14 protein-coding genes are annotated in these 16239 nt (G+C 64.1%); 9 read left to right on the top strand and 5 right to left on the bottom strand.

Annotation, left to right across the window (positions count from 1 at the left end; translation table 11 throughout):
• Window positions 1-54: 54 nt before the first annotated feature.
• Entirely contained in the window at window positions 55-702 is a 648-nt protein-coding gene (alkB, locus tag G1E_RS02290; protein WP_009682281.1) for a DNA oxidative demethylase AlkB, read from the bottom strand.
• Between the two features lie 221 nt (window positions 703-923).
• Here alkB and G1E_RS02285 point away from each other — a divergent pair, with 221 nt between their 5' ends.
• From G1E_RS02285 to G1E_RS02250, 8 genes are all read left to right on the top strand, one after another.
• Complete coding sequence (locus G1E_RS02285; RefSeq protein ID WP_009682280.1) at window positions 924-1664, top strand: gluconate 2-dehydrogenase subunit 3 family protein; 741 nt, start codon at window positions 924-926, stop codon at window positions 1662-1664.
• Window positions 1665-1667: 3 nt separating this feature from the next.
• The gene (locus G1E_RS02280; protein ID WP_009682279.1) at window positions 1668-3452 is read left to right on the top strand and encodes a GMC family oxidoreductase; all 1785 of its coding nucleotides are present in this window, start codon (window positions 1668-1670) and stop codon (window positions 3450-3452) included.
• 12 nt (window positions 3453-3464) lie between these two features.
• Entirely contained in the window at window positions 3465-4712 is a 1248-nt protein-coding gene (locus tag G1E_RS02275; protein WP_009682278.1) for a cytochrome c, read from the top strand.
• A gap of 165 nt (window positions 4713-4877) precedes the next feature.
• Complete coding sequence (locus G1E_RS02270; RefSeq protein WP_009682277.1) at window positions 4878-5897, top strand: LacI family DNA-binding transcriptional regulator; 1020 nt, start codon at window positions 4878-4880, stop codon at window positions 5895-5897.
• A 67-nt stretch (window positions 5898-5964) separates the two neighbouring features.
• Window positions 5965-6744 carry a sugar phosphate isomerase/epimerase gene (locus G1E_RS02265; RefSeq protein WP_009682276.1) on the top strand — a complete coding sequence of 260 codons (780 nt, stop codon included), beginning with the start codon at window positions 5965-5967 and terminating at the stop codon, window positions 6742-6744.
• Window positions 6737-7687: a sugar kinase gene (locus G1E_RS02260; protein WP_009682275.1), complete on the top strand. Its 951-nt coding sequence runs from the start codon at window positions 6737-6739 to the stop codon at window positions 7685-7687. The genes G1E_RS02265 and G1E_RS02260 overlap by 8 nt, the downstream gene beginning before the upstream one ends.
• Before the next feature lie 58 nt (window positions 7688-7745).
• Complete coding sequence (locus G1E_RS02255) at window positions 7746-9038, top strand: MFS transporter (RefSeq protein ID WP_009682274.1); 1293 nt, start codon at window positions 7746-7748, stop codon at window positions 9036-9038.
• An 11-nt stretch (window positions 9039-9049) separates the two neighbouring features.
• The gene (locus G1E_RS02250) at window positions 9050-10012 is read left to right on the top strand and encodes a D-glycerate dehydrogenase (protein ID WP_009682273.1); all 963 of its coding nucleotides are present in this window, start codon (window positions 9050-9052) and stop codon (window positions 10010-10012) included.
• 33 nt (window positions 10013-10045) lie between these two features.
• On the opposite strand, the gene G1E_RS02245 is transcribed toward G1E_RS02250, so the two are convergent.
• The 4 genes from G1E_RS02245 to G1E_RS02230 form a co-directional block, all read right to left on the bottom strand.
• Entirely contained in the window at window positions 10046-11002 is a 957-nt protein-coding gene (locus G1E_RS02245) for an endonuclease (protein ID WP_029885110.1), read from the bottom strand.
• 97 nt (window positions 11003-11099) lie between these two features.
• Complete coding sequence (locus G1E_RS02240) at window positions 11100-12095, bottom strand: aldo/keto reductase (RefSeq protein WP_009682271.1); 996 nt, start codon at window positions 12093-12095, stop codon at window positions 11100-11102.
• 134 nt (window positions 12096-12229) lie between these two features.
• The gene (locus G1E_RS02235; protein WP_009682270.1) at window positions 12230-13414 is read right to left on the bottom strand and encodes an MFS transporter; all 1185 of its coding nucleotides are present in this window, start codon (window positions 13412-13414) and stop codon (window positions 12230-12232) included.
• Window positions 13415-13533: 119 nt separating this feature from the next.
• The gene (locus tag G1E_RS02230) at window positions 13534-14415 is read right to left on the bottom strand and encodes a LysR family transcriptional regulator (protein ID WP_009682269.1); all 882 of its coding nucleotides are present in this window, start codon (window positions 14413-14415) and stop codon (window positions 13534-13536) included.
• A gap of 184 nt (window positions 14416-14599) precedes the next feature.
• On the opposite strand from G1E_RS02230, the gene G1E_RS02225 reads away from it, so the two are divergent.
• A partial coding sequence (locus G1E_RS02225) for an acetolactate synthase large subunit (protein WP_047149584.1) occupies window positions 14600-16239 on the top strand: 1640 nt, incomplete at its 3' end.

The raw sequence follows: 16239 nt of genomic DNA, 5'->3' as shown, positions 1-16239 counted from the left end.
GGTGGCCAGTCGTTCAACCTGTTTCATGCCTGTGTGGCACAGGCCCGACAAAGCCTAGCCGCCCGCCTTGCGCAAGGTGAGGTTGATGCGCCGCTCGCCCATGCGCGGGTGCACGCCGGGCTTGATCGGCAGTACGCCATGAAAGCGCAGGCGGTCTTCGCCGCCCCACACCAGCACATCGCCGTGGCTGAGGGCTATGCGCTGGGTTTTGTCGGCCCGCTGCAACCCGCCGAACAGGAACACCGCCGGCAGGCCCAGCGACAGTGAAACGATCGGTTGGCCGAAATCGTGCTCGTCACGGTCCTGGTGCAGGCTCAAACGTGTGCCCGGCAGGTAGTGGTTGATCAGGCAGGCGTCCGGGGTGAAACCGTCGAAACCGGCCATGGCGGCAGCGCGGTTGGCCAGGGTGAGCAATATCGGCGGCAAGGCAGGCCAGGGCTGGCCGGTCAGCGGGTCCGAACGGCTGTAGCGGTAACCCTGTGCATCACTGACCCAGCCAAGTGTGCCGCAATTGCTCAGCGCCACCGCCATGCGCAGCCCGCCGGGCGTGTGCATGTGCCGAAACGGTGCGGCACGCAGTACCGGGCGCAACGCGTCGAGCAGTGGTTCGACATCGCCCAAGGCAAACCTGGGCAACAGCACGGTTTCGCTTGCCAGGCGTTGTGGCTGAGGGCCGAACAGGTCGAGGTCGGACTGAATCATGGCCTGGTTATCGAATGGGGTAGGCCCATTGTACTGGGCTTCGTCGCCCAGGCCTATGCGCGGCTCAATACCCGTGGTCGCAATGTCAAGATTGAAACCGGTTTCAAAAGATTTCTGAACGCGCTAGATTACTCGGCTGTCTTTTTGAAGGCCCAACAAGACCCGCCCGCACAACACCAGATGGCGCTTATAAGGCCGCCCGCAGCCGATGAGGATTCACCATGCCCGAGCATGCTCCCGACAACCCGCGCAGGGACTTTCTGCGCAAGACCTTGACCTTGATCCCCGTGGTGACCGTCGCCAGCACCGGGCTCGGGGCAGGTGCCAGCCAGCTGCTGGCCGCGCCGCAGCAGGAACCGAAGGTGCCGGCAGCGCCACCGGCGGGCACGTACCAGCCAACCTTCTTCAGTGCCGAGGAATGGGCCTTCGTGCAGGCCGCCGTAGCGCGCATCATCCCTGCCGATGCCCTCGGGCCCGGTGCGCTTGAAGCCGGGGCCGCCGAGTTCATAGACCGGCAGATGAATACCCCCTACGCGACCGGGGCTCAGTGGTACATGCAAGGCCCGTTCAACGCCGACGCCCCACCCGAACTGGGCTATCAACTGCAGTTGAACCCGCAGCAGATCTACCGCCTGGGCATCGCCGCAGTGGATGGCTGGTGCAAGGCCAACAGTGGGCAAGTGTTCGCTGCCCAAGACAGCGCTACCCAGGACCGGATACTCGGCAAGGTCGAGGCGGGTGAGCTGGCATTCGAGGCAGTACCGGCCACGGTATTCTTCAGCCTGCTGGTGCAGAACACCCGTGAGGGGTTCTTCTGTGACCCGATTCATGGCGGCAACAAGGGCATGGTCGGCTGGACCCAGATCGGCTTCCCGGGCGCGCGCGCCGACTTCATGGACTGGGTGGAGCGCAACGAGCCGTACCCGTTCCCGGCTGTATCGATCCGCGGCGAGAGGGCCTGAGGCATGGCGACTGTTTTGAAAAAGGTGGATGCCGTCATTGTCGGTTTTGGCTGGTCGGGTGCGATCATGGCCAAGGAGTTGACCGAAGCCGGCCTGCAGGTGGTGGCCCTGGAGCGCGGGCCGATGCAGGACACCTACCCGGAGGGTAGCTACCCGCAGGTAATCGACGAGCTCACCTACAGCGTGCGCAAGAAGCTGTTCGTCGACGTGTCGAAAGAAACCGTCACCATTCGCCATAGCGTGAACGACGTGGCACTGCCCAACCGCCAACTGGGCGCCTTCCTGCCTGGCAAGGGCGTGGGTGGGGCAGGCTTGCACTGGTCGGGTGTGCATTTCCGGGTAGACCCGGTCGAGTTGCGCCTGCGCAGCCATTACGAGGAGCGCTACGGGCGCAAGTTCATCCCCGAGGGCATGACGATCCAGGACTTCGGCGTCAGCTACGAAGAGCTGGAACCGTATTTCGACTTTGCCGAGAAAGTGTTCGGCACCTCTGGCCAGGCCTGGACGGTCAAGGGCCAGCTGGTAGGTGAGGGGCGGGGTGGCAACCCTTATGCACCCGACCGTTCCAACCCGTTCCCGCTGCCGGCGCAGAAGAACGTGGTGTCGGCCAGGCTGTTCGAAAAGGCCGCCAGCAGCCTGGGCTACAAGCCCTACAACCTGCCTTCGGCCAACACGTCAGGGCCTTACACCAACCCCTACGGCGCGCAGATGGGGCCGTGCAACTTCTGTGGTTTCTGCAGCGGCTACGTGTGCTACATGTATTCCAAGGCATCGCCGAATGTGAATATTCTGCCAGCGCTGCGCCAAGTGCCGAATTTCGAGTTGCGGGCCAACGCCCATGTGCTGCGGGTGAACCTGGACGACAGCAAGCGCAAGGCTACCGGCGTGACCTACATCGACGCCCAGGGGCGCGAGGTGGAGCAGCCGGCCGACCTGGTGATCCTGGCGGCGTTCCAGTTCAACAACGTGCGCTTGATGCTGCTTTCCGGTATCGGCAAACCCTACGACCCGGTGAGCAACGAGGGTGTGGTCGGGCGCAACTTTGCCTACCAGAACATGGGCACGGTCAAGGCGTTCTTCGACAAGGACACCTACACCAACAACTTCATCGGCGCCGGTGGCAATGGCATTGCCATCGATGACTTCAACGCCGACAACTTCGACCATGGCCCGCATGGCTTCGTCGGTGGCTCGCCAATGTGGGTGAACCAGGCTGGCAGCCGGCCCATCGCCGGTACTGCCAACCCGCCTGGCACCCCGGCCTGGGGCAGCGCCTGGAAGAAGGCCACGGCCGACTATTACACCCATCAGGTGTCGATGGACGCCCACGGCGCCCACCAGTCCTACCGTGGCAATTACCTGGACCTGGACCCGACCTACCGGGACGCCTACGGCCAGCCACTGCTGCGCATGACCTTCGACTGGCAGGAAAACGACATCAGGATGAACCAGTTCATGGTCGACAAGCTGAGCAAGATTGCCCAGGCGATGAACCCCAAGGCCATTGCCGTGCTGGGCAAGAAGGTCAAGGACCACTTCAACACCGCCAGCTACCAGACCACCCACCTGAACGGCGGCGCGATAATGGGCACCGACCCGAAAACCAGCGCGCTCAACCGTTACCTGCAGTGCTGGGATGTACACAATGTGTTCGTTCCGGGGGCATCTGCATTCCCCCAGGGGCTGGGTTACAACCCCACCGGGCTGGTAGCAGCGCTGACCTACTGGTCGGCTCGGGCCATTCGTGAGCAGTACCTGAAAAACCCCGGCCCGCTGGTCCAGGCTTGAGGAGCGGTGAGCATGAAGACAATGTTGATCGCAACCCTGCTACTGGGCGCCGGCGTGGCTGGCCAGGCCGTTGCCGCTGAAGATGCGCAGGTGCGCCAGGGTGAATATTTGGCCCGCGCCGGTGACTGTGTGGCCTGCCACACCGCCAAGGGGGGCAAGCCCTTCGCCGGTGGCCTGCCGATGCAAACACCTATCGGCACGGTGTACTCCACCAATATCACCCCGTCCGCCAGTGGCATTGGCCATTACAGCTTCGAAGACTTCGACCAGGCTGTACGCAAAGGCATCGGCAAGGACGGCAGCACCCTGTACCCGGCCATGCCATACCCTTCGTACGCGCGGATCACCGAGCAGGACATGCAGGCGCTGTACGCCTATTTCATGAAGGGCGTCGAGCCGGTGGAGCAGCCCAACCAGGCTACCGATATTCCCTGGCCGCTGAGCATGCGTTGGCCGTTGGCCATCTGGCGTGGCCTGTTCGCGCCTGCGGCAACGCCCTGGCAAGCCTCGGCAGCGGCTGACCCGGTGGTCGACCGTGGCGCGTACCTGGTCGAAGGCCTGGGGCATTGCGGTGCCTGCCACACCCCGCGAGCGCTGACCATGCAGGAAAAGGCGCTGAGCCCGGCCGAGGGCAAGCAGTTCCTTGCCGGCAGCGCGCCATTGGAGGGCTGGATCGCCAAGAACCTGCGCGGCGATCACAAGGACGGCCTGGGCAGTTGGAGCGAAGCCGAGCTGGTGCAGTTTCTCAAGACCGGGCGCAGTGACCGCAGTGCGGTGTTCGGCGGCATGAGCGACGTGGTCGAGCACAGCATGCAGTACATGACCGATGCCGACCTGACCGCGATTGCCCGTTACCTGAAGACCCTGCCGCCCAGCGACCCGAACGACCAGCCGCATGTCTACGACAAGCAGGTGGCCGATGCCCTGTGGCGCGGTGACGACAGCAAGCCTGGCGCCGCGGTGTACATCGACAACTGTGCGGCTTGCCACCGAACCGATGGCCAGGGCTACACCCGTGTGTTCCCGGCCCTGGCCGGCAACCCGGTGGTGCAGACGGCGGACGCCACCTCGCTGATCCATGTGGTGCTGGCAGGCGGCACGGTGCCGGCGACGCACACCGCACCGTCGAACTTCACCATGCCAGCGTTTGGCTGGCGGCTGAGCGACCAGGAAGTTGCCGAGGTGGTGAACTTCATCAGGACCAGCTGGGGTAACCAGGCGGGGGCGGTTACCGCCGGGGATGTGAAGGCATTGCGCTGAGAGGGGTTGCCTCAGGTTCGGCGAAGGCATTGTGTCGCCGAACCTGGCCTTGCCCGGCTGGCCAGCCCGCTCGCTTCGGCCGACCAACGGCATATTGACGAAAGCACCAAGTTTTGGTGTATTGAAACCGGTTTCATCGTCCACCTAATAATCATAAGGACACCCATGACCGACGCGCCTGCCCATGCCCGCGAACGGGTCACCATCAGCGAAGTCGCGCGAGTCGCTGGCGTTTCCAAAGCCACCGTCTCACGCTACATCGGTGGCGATCGCCAGTTGCTGGCCGACGCCACCGCCAAGCGCCTGGCCGAGGTCATCGAACGCCTTGGCTACCGCCCTAACCAGATGGCCCGTGGCCTCAAGCGCGGGCAGACGCGCCTGATCGGCATGCTGGTTGCCGATATTCTCAACCCCTATTCCGTAGCCGTGATGCATGGCGTGGAAACCGCCTGCCGCCAGCATGGCTACAGCCTGGTGGTGTGCAACACCAACCGTGACGACGACCAGGAGCGCCACCACCTGGTCGCCCTGCAGAGCTACAACGTCGAAGGCCTGATCGTGAACACGCTGGGGCACCACCCTGGCGAACTGCTCAACCTCCAGCGCGACCTGCCCATGGTGCTGGTCGACCGTCAACTCCCTGAACTGAACGCCGACCTGGTCGGCCTGGACAATGCCGACGCCGTCGAGCAGGCCCTGGACCACCTGCAGGCACGCGGCTACCGGGATATCCTGGCGGTCAGCGAGCCGCTCGATGGCACCAGCTCGCGCCTGGAGCGGGTGCAGGCGTTCGGGGCCTCGGTCAGCCGCCGCCCAGGCATGCGTCAGCAGGTGCTGGAAACCGGCGCTGGCCTGGCAGGGCGGTTGGCCGCGTTCCTGGCTGACCGCGGTCATGGCCCGCAAGCCATTTTTACCTGCAACGGTGTTGCCACCCTGGCCGTGACCCGGGCCCTGCATGACGCCGGGTGCAACCTGTTTGCCGATGTCGGCTTGGTCGCACTCGACGATCTGGACTGGTACCCCCTGGTCGGCACTGGCATCACGGCATTGGCCCAGCCTACCGAACGCATCGGCGTAGCAGCCTTCGAAAGCCTGCTCGGCCGGCTTCGCGGCGATGGCGCAGCGGCACGACGCATCGAATTCAAGGCCAACCTGGTCATCCGCGGCTCGACCCGACCCCAGTAAGCAGCGGCAGGCCTTGTGCCTGACGCTGCCGTATAAAAATGAAACCGGTTTCAAAAGGATAAAAACAATGTACCCGAACCCCGTTTCCATCAGCCTCTCCAGCTATGGCGCCGACTTTGTCCGGCAACGTGGCCAGGAGCAGTTTCTCGACCTTTTGGCCGCCGCAGGCGTCAGCCGGGTGGAGTTGCGTGAAGAATTGTTCGCCAGCGCACCCGATGCCGCGGCACTGGGTGCCGTGATTGCCGGGTTGGGCATGGAGTGCCTGTATTCGACCCCTCTGGAGCTGTGGACGGCGCAGGGCGTGCCCGACCCTTCGCTGGTGCACAAACTGGACACCGCGCGGGCGTTGGGCGCGGTGGCGCTGAAAGTGTCCTTGGGCCATTTCAATGAACACTGCGACCTTTCGGCCTTGGCGGCGCTGCTGCCAGCGCAGGGGCCGTTGCTGTTGGTGGAAAACGACCAGACCCCGCAAGGCGGCAGAATCGAGCCCCTGCAGCGCTTCTTCGAGCAGGCCGATGCATGCGGCCTGAACCTGGGCATGACGTTCGATATCGGTAATTGGCACTGGCAGGGCGAGGTGGCGTTGCACGCTGCCCGGCAACTTGGCCGGTGGGTGCGCTATGTGCATTGCAAGGGCGTACAGCGCCGTGCCGACGGCCGCCTGGTCGCCGTGCCGCCGCAAGCATCAGACCTGCGGGCCTGGGCCGAGCAACTGGCCGAATTCGCCCCTGGGGTGGTACGCGCCGTCGAGTACCCCCTGGCCGGCGATGACCTGTTGGCCCTGACCCGGGCCCAGGTGCACAGCCTGTCGCGGCTGGGTGCTGACCAGGAGGTGGCCCATGCATGAGCATGACGTGCTGTGCTTTGGCGAAACCATGGCCATGTTCGTCGCCGAGCACTGCGGCGACCTGGCCAGTGTCGGGCAGTTCGGCAAGCGTATCGCCGGCGCGGACAGTAACGTGGCCATCGGCCTTGCACGGCTGGGCTTCAAGGTACGCTGGCTGAGCCGGGTAGGTGACGACTCGCTGGGGCGCTTCGTGCTCGACAGCCTGCGCCGTGAAGGCCTGGACTGTTCGGCGGTGGAAGTGGATGGCCACTGCGCCACCGGCTTCCAGCTCAAGGCCCGTTGCGATGATGGCAGCGACCCCGCGGTCGAGTACTTCCGCCGGGGGTCGGCAGCCAGCCGGCTGTCGCCTGCGCTGCTGCAACCTGGCTTGCTGCAAGCGCGCCACCTGCATGCCACGGGCATCCCGCCGGCGCTGTCGGAAAGCTGCCGGGCACTGTCGCACGGGCTCATCGACGCCATGCGTGCAGCCGGGCGCAGCATCTCGTTCGACCCCAACCTGCGGCCCTCGCTATGGCCGGACCAGGCCAGCATGGTGCGCGAAATCAATGCCCTGGCGAGCAAAGCCGACTGGGTCTTGCCTGGCCTGGAAGAGGGCCGCCTGCTGACGGGCCAGCACAGCCCCGCCGATATCGCAGCGTTCTACCTCGACCAAGGCGTGGAACTGGTGGTGATCAAGCTGGGCGACGCCGGGGCCTACTGGCGCAGTGGCAACGGCGAGGGCCAGGTCGCCCCTGTAGTCGTCAGCCGAGTCGTGGACACCGTCGGCGCCGGTGATGCGTTCGCCGTGGGCGTGCTCAGCGCACTGCTCGAGGGGCGCCCAGTGGCAGAGGCGGTGGCGCGAGGCAACTGGTGCGGCAGCCGCGCCGTGCAATCGCGCGGCGACATGGAAGGGCTGCCGCTGCGTCACGAACTGGAGGCCTACGACCTGCGCAGAAGTGCCTGAATGCTTTAACCGGAATCACCTGTTGCCACAAAAACAACAAGCTCAGGAGTCACAGACCATGCAAAGCCAAAAACTGGCACCGCGTCGCTGGTGGTACATCATTCCGATCGTGTTCTTCACCTACAGCCTGGCTTATCTGGACCGCGCCAACTACGGCTTCGCCGCCGCCTCGGGCATGGCCGAAGACCTGCACATCACGCCCGTGCTGTCGTCCTTGCTGGGGGCGTTGTTCTTCCTTGGCTACTTCTTCTTCCAGGTACCTGGGGCCATCTACGCTGAAAAACGCAGCGTGAAGAAGCTGATATTCGTCTGCCTGATCCTCTGGGGCGGTTTGGCCACGCTTACCGGGATGGTCAGCAATGTCTACATGCTGATCGGCATCCGCTTCCTGCTGGGCGTGGTCGAGGCCGCAGTGATGCCCGCCATGCTGGTGTACTTGTGCCACTGGTTCACCCGTGCCGAGCGCTCCCGCGCCAACACCTTCCTGATGCTGGGCAACCCGGTCACCATCCTGTGGATGTCGGTGGTGTCGGGTTACCTGATCAAGCATTACGACTGGCGCTGGATGTTCATCATCGAGGGCCTGCCGGCGGTGATCTGGGCGTTCTTCTGGTGGCGCCTGGTGGATGACCGCCCAGCCCAGGTCAGCTGGCTGAGCGCCCAGGAAAAAGCAGACCTGCAACAGGCGCTGGCAGCCGAGCAGCAGGGCATCAAGCCGGTCAAGAACTACCGCGAGGCATTCCGCTCACCGCAGGTGATCATCCTGGCGCTGCAGTACTTCTGCTGGAGCATTGGCGTGTACGGCTTCGTGCTGTGGTTGCCGTCGATCCTCAAGCAGGCGGCCAACGTCGACATTGTGCAGGCCGGCTGGCTGGCCTCGGTGCCCTACCTGGCGGCGGTAGTGGCCATGGTGGGCGTGTCCTGGGCCTCTGACCGCGTGCAAAAGCGCAAGCGCTTCGTGTGGCCGCCGCTGCTGATCGCTGCCGTGGCGTTCTATGGCTCTTATGCCCTGGGCACCGATCACTTCTGGTGGTCGTACGCGCTGCTGGTGGTCGCTGGCGCCTGCATGTACGCGCCCTATGGCCCGTTCTTCGCCATCGTGCCCGAGATACTGCCGGCCAATGTCGCCGGGGGTGCCATGGCGCTGATCAACAGCATGGGGGCGCTGGGCTCTTTCGGCGGCTCCTGGCTGGTGGGCTACCTCAATGGCGCCACGGGTGGGCCTGGCGCCTCGTACCTGTTCATGTGCGGTGCGCTGCTGACTGCCGTGGCGCTGACGGCCGCCCTCAATACTTCCCAGACCTCCGGCCGGGCCAAACGCAATGGCACGCGCCTGGCGCTGAACCCTTAGGAATGACCGCAATGAAAAAACGAATCGTCTTGTACAAGCGCCTTTCCGATGACCTGATGGCGCGCCTGCACGCCCAGGTGGACGTGACCTGGGTGGACATTGCCCAGCCCGATGGCCTGGCGCGCCTGCGCGATGCCTTGCCAGGGGCGCACGGTTTGCTGGGCGCCAGCCTGCGCCTGGACGCCAGCCTGCTCGATTTGGCGCCGCAGCTGGAGGTTGTGTCCAGCGTTTCGGTCGGGGTGGACAACTACGACGTTGCGCAGCTCAGCCGCCGTGGCGTGATGCTGACCAATACCCCGGACGTGCTGACCGAAACCACGGCGGACACCGGTTTCGCCCTGATCCTGGCGACCGCCAGGCGCGTGGTGGAGCTGGCCAACTGGGTGCGTGACGGCCAGTGGCAGGCCAACCTGGGGCCGGCGCATTTTGGCTGTGATGTGCATGGCAAGACGCTGGGCATCGTCGGCATGGGCCGCATTGGCGAAGCGTTGGCCCGGCGTGCTGCCGCAGGCTTTGGCATGCGCGTGCTGTACCACAGCCAGCGCGCCAAGCCCGACGTGGAAGCACGCCACGCTGCGCGCCAGTGCAGCCTGGACGCGCTGTTGCAGCAAGCGGACTTCGTCTGCCTGACGGTACCGCTCAGTGCCAGTACTGAAGGGCTGATCGGTGCGCGTGAGCTGGGGTTGATGAAGCCCGAGGCGATTCTGGTGAACATTTCCCGCGGGCGGGTGGTGGACGAGGCTGCGCTGATCGACGCGTTGCGCGCCAGGCGTATCCGTGGTGCAGGGCTGGATGTGTTCGTGCAGGAGCCGTTGCCGATCGACTCGCCACTGCTGCAGTTGGACAACGTGGTAGCAACCCCGCACATCGGCTCTGCAACCCAGGAAACCCGCCAGGCCATGGCGCGCTGTGCAGTGGACAACCTGCTCAGCGCGCTGGCGGGCGAGCGGCCTGCGAACCTGGTCAACGGCTGATAGAAAGCAGCGCTGTGGCGCGCCCGCGCGCCGTCAGCGGCAGTTACCGGCCTTGCGGTAACCTGCCGCCTGCGCCTCACCTTCATTGGCGAAACTGACCTGGTTCTTGGCCGCTACCTGGGTGTAGCCGGGGCAGCCCACTGCCAGGTGGTAGACGTGGCTGTTGCGGTTGCCCAGCACCGAACCCGGCGCCCCGGCATTGGCCTGGCCCGGCTTGCCTGGTGCCTGGGCGGGCGCCGATTGCGCCACGCCAACCCCGCTGGGTTTGTAATCAGCCGTCCACTTGCGCTGGCCGCTGACGAAAGGGTTGGCATGCCCCATGATCGCGGCGATGCGGCGGTCGCGCTCCTTTTCCCACGCTGACACCGGGTACTGCTTGTCCCAGGCCATCAGCACTTGTTGCTGCTGGCGCGACATGTTCAGGCGATAGCGGTCGTACATGTAGAACGTGGTGCGGGCCACCAGGCCTTTGACTTCGTCACGGGGCTCGGCGGCGCGCTGGGCGAAATCCACCTTGGTGGTGCACTGACCGTATTCGCCGGCGTTGCCGCTGACCATGCCGTAGTTGAAGTTGCTGCGGTCGCCATTGACCTCACCCACGGCCGGGTACAGGTTGAACAGGTCGGCCTCCATGGCGCGGAACACCGGGTCGCTGTCCACACAATGCTCGCGCCCACCGTTCTTCCAGCATTGGCGCTGGTTGCCGAAGGTATAGGCCGGCACGATGTGTTCCCATTCGGTGCGCTCGGCGCGATTTTGCTGCTTGCGCGTCTGATAGCCGCACGACGCCGCATCGACCCGCCCACCGGACTTGCCGACCCAGGTCCATTTGCAGCCGCAATACAGGTCGCCCATGGCACTGCTGGCTTGGTCCAGGTACACCTTCTGCTTGGCCACGACCTTGGCCTCGGTGAAGGTGGCAGGGGGTGTGGCCCACGCGGGCAAGCTAAAGGAAAATAGTAGAGTTACGGCATAAAGCAGTGATTTCATGAGAGAAAATATTCAAATGCGAGGACGCGCATTGTAATACTTTCATCGTCATTGGCCAGCCCGCCGGGCATACCCGGCGAGCTGGCAAAGGCCCACGCTACTTGAAGCCTGCCACCGCGTGCGGGATATACGGCGCCTGCAGCCGTGCCACTTCATCGGCACTGAGCTGCACCGACAGCGCGGCCAGCGCATCATCCAGATGGGCGGGTTTGGAGGCGCCGACGATCGGTGCGCTTACGCCGTTTTTGCCCAACACCCATGCCAGCGCGACCTGGGCCATTGGCACCCCCCGTTCGCCGGCAATCTGCTCGACGACATCGATGACCCGGCCATCCTCGACCTCGGTATCTTTATAGAACGACTGCCCGGACAGGTCGCTACGGGTGCGGTCGGTCTGCTGGCCGTTGGGGCGCGTGAGGCGGCCGCGGGCCATCGGGCTCCAGGGCAACAAGCCCACGCCTTGGTCCAGGCACAGCGGGATCATCTCGCGTTCTTCTTCGCGGTACAGCAGGTTGAGGTGGTTCTGCATCGAAACGAAGCGGCTCCAGCCGTTGCTGGCCGCCACCTGCTGAGCCTTGGCGAACTGCCAGGCGTACATCGACGAAGCGCCGATGTAGCGCGCCTTGCCAGCCTTGACCACGTCGTGCAGGGCTTCCATGGTTTCCTCGATGGGCGTGTGGTAGTCCCAGCGGTGAATCTGGTACAGGTCCACATAGTCGGTGCCCAGGCGCGTGAGGCTGGCGTCGATGCTGGCCATGATCGCCTTGCGGGACAAGCCCTGTTCATTGGGCCGGTGGGTGCCTTGCCCCATGTTCGGTGGGTAGAACACCTTGGTGGCGATGACCGTTTCTTCACGGCGCGTGAAGGCCTTCAGCAGTTTGCCGACGATCACTTCCGACGTGCCGGCAGAGTAGCTGTTGGCAGTGTCGAAGAAGTTGATGCCTTGCTCGACGGCATGGCGAATGATCGGCCGGCTGGCCTCTTCGCCCAAGGTCCAGGGGTGGGTGCCGGCATCCGGATCGCCGAACGTCATGCAACCCAGACACAGCCTGGAAATATCCAGGCCGGTGCTACCCAGCTTTACGTATTGCATCGTGATCTCCTTGGAAGGGGAAGGGATGAACCCAGCCTGCGGCTGGTGCTGATGGTAGTGAGTTCAGCAATGGGGGGAGGTTCATCGAGCGCCGTGTGACGCTGAACCTGCCCCTGCCCAGCACCGCTGCCGGGTCAATGCCCGCCACGCATCCGCCGGGCGAGCAGGTAGATGCCCAGCCCGACCAGCGCGGTAGCCGCGCCGATGTAGCCGGTGCTGGTCCAGCCCATGCCGGCGGTAATCGCCATACCGCCCAGCCAGGGCCCCAGCGCATTGGCCAGATTGAACGCGGCATGGTTCGACGCTGCGGCCAGGCTTGGCGCTTCATGGGCAATGTCCATCAAGCGGATCTGCAACGGTGCCGCCAGGGCGATCATGGTGCCCACCAGGCCGATGCCCAGCAGCAGGCTCCAGAGCGCCTGCGCGGCAACGGTAAAGAACAGCAGCACGGCGATCGACCATACCAACACCCACCCCACCGCACGGAACTGCAACCGGTCGAACAGCTTGCCGCCTGCAATGTTGCCAACGATACCGCCCACACCGAAGGCCGCCAGGCCGAACGGAATCCACTGCGGCGCGACCTGGGTCACCTGCAGCATGGTCGGCGCCAGGTAGCTGAATACACAGAACATGCCGGCAAAGCCAATGGCCGCGATGCCCAGTGCCATCCACACTTGCGGCAGGGCAAAGGCGCGCAGTTCCTTGCGTGGGTCGCTGCGCACCTCATCGTGCGGCTGGGGCACAAAGCGCCAGACCAGGGCAATGGTGCACAGGGCGATCACGCCGACCAGCACGAACGCCGAGCGCCAGCCAAAGTACTGGCCGAGGAAGGTGGCTACGGGGTTGCCTAGCAGCATGGCCAGCGTCAGGCCCAGCATCACCCGGGCCACGGCCCCGGCACGCTGGTCCTTGGCAACCATGCTCGAGGCCACCACCGCGGCGATGCCGAAATAAGCACCGTGGGGCAGGCCGCTGATGAAGCGGAAAGCCACCAGGCCGCTGAAGGAAGGGGCGAGGGCGGTGGCCAGGTTGCCCAGCGCATACAGCAGCATCAACAGCAGCAGCATGTGCTTGCGCAGTAGTTTGGCGCCCAGAATCGCCAGGGTCGGCGCACCGACCATGACCCCCAGCGCATACGCACTGATGGCGTGGCCCACTTGCGGTTCGCTCAACTGCAGGTTGCTGGCAATGTCGGGCATCAGGCCCATGATGGAAAATTCACCGGTACCGATGGCGAAGCTGCCCAGCGCCATGGCGGCTTCCATCTTGGCGACGGCGCTTTTGCTGGGCGGCGGGGGGAGTTGCTGGACTGACATCTGAATCCCTTGTTGGGCCTATGTTGAAACATGCTGAAACGTTCAAGGCGGGATGATAGTCAATCGGTGGGCGCAACGTCGAGGCAGCGCCGCCGCTCAAACCAGGAGCCAGGCGCCGATCAGCGCTCCAGATAATGCGTTTGTGCGGCGAAATCGATGAAGCGTTTGCTGGCCAGCGACAGGTATTCCCCTGAACGCCAGCACAACCTGAAGCTCATCTGTTGTGCCGGGCGGAAGGGTACGCCGACAATGCCCGGTGTACGCTGCTGCACCGAGCGCAGCAGGGTGGCCACGCCCATGTTGTCCAGTGCTGCCTGCACCACCAGCGAGACGAAATTGCTCTGCAGGGCCACTTGGTAGGTAATGCCGTGTTCGGCGAAAAATGCGTCCAGCAGGTGGCGCTGCACGAAGGTCCGGTCGAATACCACCATGTCGGTATTGCGCAGGTCTTCGGCGGTGAGAAATGCCTTGCCGGCATAAGGGTGGTCGGGGTGCATGCACGCCAGCATCTCGTCGCTGCCCAGCAGGATCGACTCCTTGTCCTGCGGTACGCGCCGCGATTCCAGCAACGCCAGGTCGATTTCCCGTTGTTCGAGGCGCTGGCCGATGTCGGCGGCGCTGCCCTCGAACACGGTCATGGCGATACCGGGGTACGACTGACGGAACGCGTTCATCAAGCCTGGCACATAGTGCAGGCCGAACATTGGCGGGATACCCAGGCGCACTTCGCCGCGCTTGAGGTCAGCCATGTCGCGCAGCTCCTGCCGGGCCACATCCATTTCGCGCAGGGCCGAGGCTATGCGTGGCAGGAACTGCTCGCCTTCGGCCGTGAGCAGCACCTTGCGGGTGGTGCGGTTGAACAGGGTCACGCCCAGCTCTTCCTCCAGCCGGGTAACCGCCATGCTCAACGCCGGCTGGGCTATGTGCAGGTGTTGCGCTGCTTTGGTGAAGCTCCCTTGGCGGACGATTTCGACGCAGCAACGCAGTGCCTTGAGGTTCATTGGGGCGTACGACCTTTCGTAGTTATTGCATTTATAACGAACTGTGATGCCACGCATCATAACAATATATTTATTATTATTAACCAGAGGGCCTACGATGCGCGGCACTGAGACATCCTGCAACATCTCAGTCACGCAGCTGATCTCGCTGCAATCCCCCAAAGATTTTGAGGTAGTACCCTAAATGGCCAAGGCCGCCGATGTCGTTGTGCAATGCCTGGAAAACGAAGGTGTCGAGTATGTATTCGGCATCCCTGGCGAGGAAAACCTCGACCTGCTCGAATCCCTGCGCAAGTCGAAGATCAAACTGGTACTGACCCGTCACGAGCAGTCTGCAGGCTTCATGGCGGCTACCTACGGTCGCCTGACCGGCAAGACCGGCGTCAGCCTGTCAACCCTCGGTCCGGGTGCCACCAACCTGGTAACGGCCAGCGCCTATGCCTACCTGGGCGGCATGCCAATGATGATGATCACCGGCCAGAAGCCGATCAAGAAGTCCAAGCAGGGCCGCTTCCAGATCATCGACGTGTGCGGCATGATGGACCCCATCACCAAGTACACCCACCAGTTCGCTTCGGCCGACAACATCCCTTCGCGCATGCGTGAAGCCTTCCGCCTGGCTGAAGAAGAAAAGCCGGGTGCCGTGCACCTGGAACTGCCGGAAGACATCGCCGCCGAGCAGACCGACGCGCTGCCGATCCCGCGCAGCCTGCACCGCCGCCCGCTGGCCGAGCACGTGGCCATTGAAGCTGCCATCGAGAAATTGCGCACCGCACGTAGCCCTATCCTGGTGATCGGTGCCGGCGCCAACCGCAAGATGACCGCCAAGGTCCTCAAGCAACTGGTCGATAATACCGGTATCCCATTCGTCACCACCCAGCTGGGCAAGGGTGTGGTTGACGAGCGCAGCCCGCGCTTCCTGGGTAACGCTGCGCTGTCGTCCGGCGATTTCGTGCACCGTGCGATCGAAGCGGCGGACCTGATCGTCAACATCGGCCACGATGTGATCGAGAAGCCGCCGTTCTTCATGGTGCGTGGCGGCACCGAAGTCATCCATATCAACTTCCGCTCCGCCGAAGTCGATGCCGTGTACTTCCCGCAGGTTGAAGTGATCGGCGACATCGCCAACGCCGTGTGGCAGATCGCTGAAGGCCTGGGCGACACTTCGCACTGGGACTTCACCCGCCTCATGGCAATTCGTGAAGCCAACGAAGCGCAGATCGCCGAAGGTGCCGACGACGAGCGCTTCCCGGTCTACCCACAGCGCCTGGTGGCCGACATTCGTCGCGTGCTGCCGTCCGAAGGCATCGTGGCCCTGGACAACGGCATCTACAAGATCTGGTTCGCCCGTAACTACAAAGCGCACAAGCCGAACACCGTGCTGCTGGACAACGCCCTGGCGACCATGGGCGCCGGCTTGCCATCGGCCATGGCTGCCCACCTGGTCTACCCGGATCGCCCGGTGATTTCGGTGTGCGGTGACGGCGGCTTCATGATGAACAGCCAGGAGCTGGAAACCGCCGTGCGTCTGGGCATGCACATCACCGTGGTGATCCTGCGTGACGACGGCTACGGCATGATCCGCTGGAAGCAGGCCAACATGGGCTTCACCGATTTCGGCCTGGACTACGGCAACCCGGACTTCGTCAAGTATGCCGAAGCCTACGGCGCCAATGGCCACCGCGTGGAAAGCGCCGACGGCCTGCTGCCGCTGCTGGAGCACTGCATCAAGACCCCAGGCGTGCACGTGATCGACTGCCCGGTCGACTACAGCGAAAACGACCGCATCCTCAACAGCGAGCTGCGTGAGCGCGCGCTGGCGGT

The organism is Pseudomonas sp. TJI-51, assembly GCF_000190455.2.
GTDB classification, from domain to species: domain Bacteria; phylum Pseudomonadota; class Gammaproteobacteria; order Pseudomonadales; family Pseudomonadaceae; genus Aquipseudomonas; species Aquipseudomonas juntendi.
Note: the sequence above shows the minus strand (reverse complement) of the source record. Positions and strands in the feature narration are given on the sequence as shown.

What these genes read in the sequence shown, in the direction of transcription:
- alkB (WP_009682281.1), bottom strand. Translation starts at nt 702, where the DNA reads ATGATTCAGTCCGACCTCGACCTGTTCGGCCCTCAGCCACAACGCCTG.
- G1E_RS02285 (WP_009682280.1), top strand. Translation starts at nt 924, where the DNA reads ATGCCCGAGCATGCTCCCGACAACCCGCGCAGGGACTTTCTGCGCAAG.
- G1E_RS02280 (WP_009682279.1), top strand. Translation starts at nt 1,668, where the DNA reads ATGGCGACTGTTTTGAAAAAGGTGGATGCCGTCATTGTCGGTTTTGGC.
- G1E_RS02275 (WP_009682278.1), top strand. Translation starts at nt 3,465, where the DNA reads ATGAAGACAATGTTGATCGCAACCCTGCTACTGGGCGCCGGCGTGGCT.
- G1E_RS02270 (WP_009682277.1), top strand. Translation starts at nt 4,878, where the DNA reads ATGACCGACGCGCCTGCCCATGCCCGCGAACGGGTCACCATCAGCGAA.
- G1E_RS02265 (WP_009682276.1), top strand. Translation starts at nt 5,965, where the DNA reads ATGTACCCGAACCCCGTTTCCATCAGCCTCTCCAGCTATGGCGCCGAC.
- G1E_RS02260 (WP_009682275.1), top strand. Translation starts at nt 6,737, where the DNA reads ATGCATGAGCATGACGTGCTGTGCTTTGGCGAAACCATGGCCATGTTC.
- G1E_RS02255 (WP_009682274.1), top strand. Translation starts at nt 7,746, where the DNA reads ATGCAAAGCCAAAAACTGGCACCGCGTCGCTGGTGGTACATCATTCCG.
- G1E_RS02250 (WP_009682273.1), top strand. Translation starts at nt 9,050, where the DNA reads ATGAAAAAACGAATCGTCTTGTACAAGCGCCTTTCCGATGACCTGATG.
- G1E_RS02245 (WP_029885110.1), bottom strand. Translation starts at nt 11,002, where the DNA reads ATGAAATCACTGCTTTATGCCGTAACTCTACTATTTTCCTTTAGCTTG.
- G1E_RS02240 (WP_009682271.1), bottom strand. Translation starts at nt 12,095, where the DNA reads ATGCAATACGTAAAGCTGGGTAGCACCGGCCTGGATATTTCCAGGCTG.
- G1E_RS02235 (WP_009682270.1), bottom strand. Translation starts at nt 13,414, where the DNA reads ATGTCAGTCCAGCAACTCCCCCCGCCGCCCAGCAAAAGCGCCGTCGCC.
- G1E_RS02230 (WP_009682269.1), bottom strand. Translation starts at nt 14,415, where the DNA reads ATGAACCTCAAGGCACTGCGTTGCTGCGTCGAAATCGTCCGCCAAGGG.